At 36.7% G+C, this 3,103-nt stretch carries 2 protein-coding genes and 3 pseudogenes; all 5 read right to left on the reverse strand.

What is annotated here, in order from left to right:
- Window positions 1-76: 76 nt before the first annotated feature.
- Window positions 77-514: pseudogene (locus QUB44_RS30330) on the reverse strand (ISKra4 family transposase); the annotation flags it as partial.
- A 573-nt stretch (window positions 515-1,087) separates the two neighbouring features.
- A complete protein-coding gene (locus QUB44_RS30335) occupies window positions 1,088-1,315 on the reverse strand; it encodes a hypothetical protein (RefSeq protein ID WP_333373522.1) in 228 nt (75 codons plus the stop codon).
- 27 nt (window positions 1,316-1,342) lie between these two features.
- Window positions 1,343-1,831, reverse strand: a complete 489-nt coding sequence (locus tag QUB44_RS30340) for an IS1634 family transposase (RefSeq protein WP_333373525.1) — start codon at window positions 1,829-1,831, stop codon at window positions 1,343-1,345.
- A gap of 209 nt (window positions 1,832-2,040) precedes the next feature.
- A pseudogene (locus QUB44_RS30345) lies at window positions 2,041-2,574 on the reverse strand (IS1634 family transposase); the annotation flags it as partial.
- A 214-nt stretch (window positions 2,575-2,788) separates the two neighbouring features.
- Window positions 2,789-2,968, reverse strand: a pseudogene (locus tag QUB44_RS30350) (ISKra4 family transposase); the annotation flags it as partial.
- Between the last annotated feature and the right edge of the window lie 135 nt (window positions 2,969-3,103).

The following is a 3,103-nucleotide window of genomic DNA, read 5'->3' on the forward strand; positions in this document are numbered from 1 at the left end:
AACATCTAAAGTATTTAGATAGGAAGGTAGGAGAATGGAAAAGAAGCAGGCGTCTATAAACTTCTAGCTGATTAAATCATTCAAGTAAGCACCTCAGTTTAAGCATTTGATTAATATTTTCAGCTCGCCACTGAGCGCCGGAAATTTTCTATCTTCTATCAATCTGTTTCACCGATGATTCCACAGCTCCCGAGCCGATAGAGCAAATTTTTTCAGTAGACAAGTGTTGATAGTTGACGATTCGATGTCGATGTTTTTTTAGGTAGTTGCAAAAGTTTTCCGCTTGACCACGACTGCACAACTCAAACAACTTAATGGTTTCATCTATACGACCCTGCCATAACAATTTTTTCGCTTGTGCTAACCGCTTGTTAGACCCTCCTACTTTAGGGAGATTTTCAAGTAAATGAAACCAGTCTAAGATTTCTCGGCGATTGCCATCTGGATTAAATTTACCGATGATATTCCAAATCCCATCCTGTCCATCGCCTAAACAAGCCAGTAGGGAATTTAACCCACATTCCGCAGATGTGATTCATCTTACTGGTATTTTTGAAAAATCCAAGCCATCAAACTTTTTTTAGTCTAACTTTTTTGACTTTAATTTCTATTTTTTTTGAAAATTAGTAGACAATATCTCAAGTTGCATCCCGGTTGTTTTCAGTGACAATAATTTGCTCAATTATCGGACAATACATTCCAATAATCTAGAGGTTTTGCGACCATAATAATTATTATGTTTGTCAAAATTTATTGCTTGACAAGTATCTCAATTTGACTGCAAATTCCCTTGATTAAATAATCAGATAATATTGACGACAGACTGTTCCTAAACAAGAGAGGATTTTTCGATGTTCTACCGTTAAATTGCTCACTTGCTTGTGTCCATTGACTATTATCAAATGTACTGCCTGAAATACCTGAAATATCCAGCGCATAGTCGGTTTATTTGTTAATTTTTTCACCTGATTCTTGACCGAAATTCATGAGGATTCTAATTCTTGTCTTAGCTTTCTTTGTGCTAGGGTATCGACCAACAGACACAGTCCCATTATCATGGCAATTGCTTCTACTCTCTGAGGATTTTTTACGAAGACACTTGAAGTAAAAAACAACGGATCTTCAGGAATCTAAATCCTCTTTCTGTAGATTGTTGGGCTTTGTATTCTTTGAGTACGCTCTCATTACTCAATTCATTCTTGTCGATAATATTTGTTGCTAAAATAAATCTGCCTGCTTGAGTTTTTTCAGCTTCAATTACTTCTAATTTAGCCTCTAATTCACCTGTTACTCGATAATTTATTTGAGTGGGCATTGCAACTTACTGGGTCTACCTGATTGCTCATATTCGGCGGTTTTTTGATGCGGTTTTTTGATAGTAAATATTGTTGATTTTATGATATTTGAAGGAATTTGATAATTTTTCGAGCGCCATTTTAACATCGGGTTCACAAGCAAAATTTGGCTGGGATAGCTTGCATAGAGAGGTTGATGCTTTTTCTTTTTGTTTTTCTACTTGCTTATTTACTTGTTCAATACTTGATTTTTTCCTCGCTTCACTTTCTACGATTAACCACCTTTGCTTGACTTCTCCATAATCACTTTCTTTTTCTACCATTTTATATCCTGATATTTTACTGTCTGTCCATTGGTGAGCTTCGATATTTGATATTTTATCCTGAGCTATTTTTATAGTTAAAGGAACTCTAGTTATCCATTTCATTTCTCTCATAGCGATGAGATTATCTTTGGTATATAAGGCACTATCTGCTACATTTACCCCTTCAAAAGTCCAGGAGTTTTTGAATTCTTTTAATCGGTCTACAAACACACTTTTGTTATCGATATTTCCTGAATCTATTTTTAGATATAGCAATCCTAAATCAGTTTCAATAACTGGTTAACTGGTTCCCAAGCTCTGCCTGGGAACCGATGTAAGCGAGGCTCTGCCTCGGCTGCGACAATGGAGGCAGAGCCTCCGGATATGCGTTACCAGGCTCTGCCTGGTAACGAGTATAATCATTTAGGATTGCTATATAATGGTACATCTCCGTCTCCTGTACAAATCATGTCAACAATAAATTGCTTGAGGTCTGGTCGATGATCCCTCGAATATCCATGTTTGAGTTCTATGGTTTTTATGTCTGATTCCTGCTCAGATTCTTGAATTTTCACTTCTGACTCAATCTTGACTGAATTGACTCCTTTTTCTGACGGCTTTGCGTACTCCCCATGTACATACATTGAAGTTCCATCCAAATGAATGCTATTCATTTTTACTTGAGATTTTTCAGCAGCTTTTATAGCGATTGTTGTAAATAGTTGTGTTGTGCCTGCTGCATAATATTTGTCTAAGGCTCTGGCTAATCGGTCATCATTTAAATGTGATGGTAATACTCCTTCTCCAATCAGATGCTCTGTTGCTTTCCCGACAAAAAATTGTTCAAATAAGTATAAAGGGGCGCTCAAAAATCCTAATCCATTCAAAATCATTGCTTTCATTACTTGTCCGGGAGTTAGGATTTCTTTTCCTTTGATACCGATTTGTTTATTCACCAATTCTACCAGTTCCATTTCATCAATAATTCCGGCTATTATTCCTAAATGATCTATGTTGAGGACTTTTATTTCGACTGAGGCTGATTCATGATTTTTTACACCTGTGTTCCCGATTCTATTATATATTTTTGGCAATACTTGAGGCCGTTGCTATATGTTGATTTCATGGCTTTATGCCTTCAAATTTAAAACTATTAAATTTGTCTAAATATCTGCGGAATGTGGGATTTAACGGCTGACGATTGACATAATCAATCAAGACTTCATTTTCTTGAAAATATCCAGCATAAAAGCTCTCATGAAGCCGAACAGCTTTATAATCAAGCCAGTGACACCCCTCCCCTTTGGGTCTTCTAATCCGAACTTTCCCTCCGTCTACGCTGGTTTCTTTAACAGGGTAAGAGCATCTCAATCAAGCTTGACAAAAGGAGTTGAGAACAGTCATCATATAATCATTATTCATAGAACAATACTCCGGACAGTTTTTAAAGAGAGATGCGACGCCTACGGCAAGCAACGCTTACGCAATAAATCACAGAAGCGA

Source organism: Microcoleus sp. AT3-D2 (genome assembly GCF_036705715.1).
Lineage (GTDB): Bacteria > Cyanobacteriota > Cyanobacteriia > Cyanobacteriales > Microcoleaceae > Microcoleus.

Coding starts and splice junctions, on each gene's coding strand:
- QUB44_RS30335 (WP_333373522.1), bottom strand. CDS start 1,315: ATGCCCACTCAAATAAATTATCGAGTAACAGGTGAATTAGAGGCTAAA.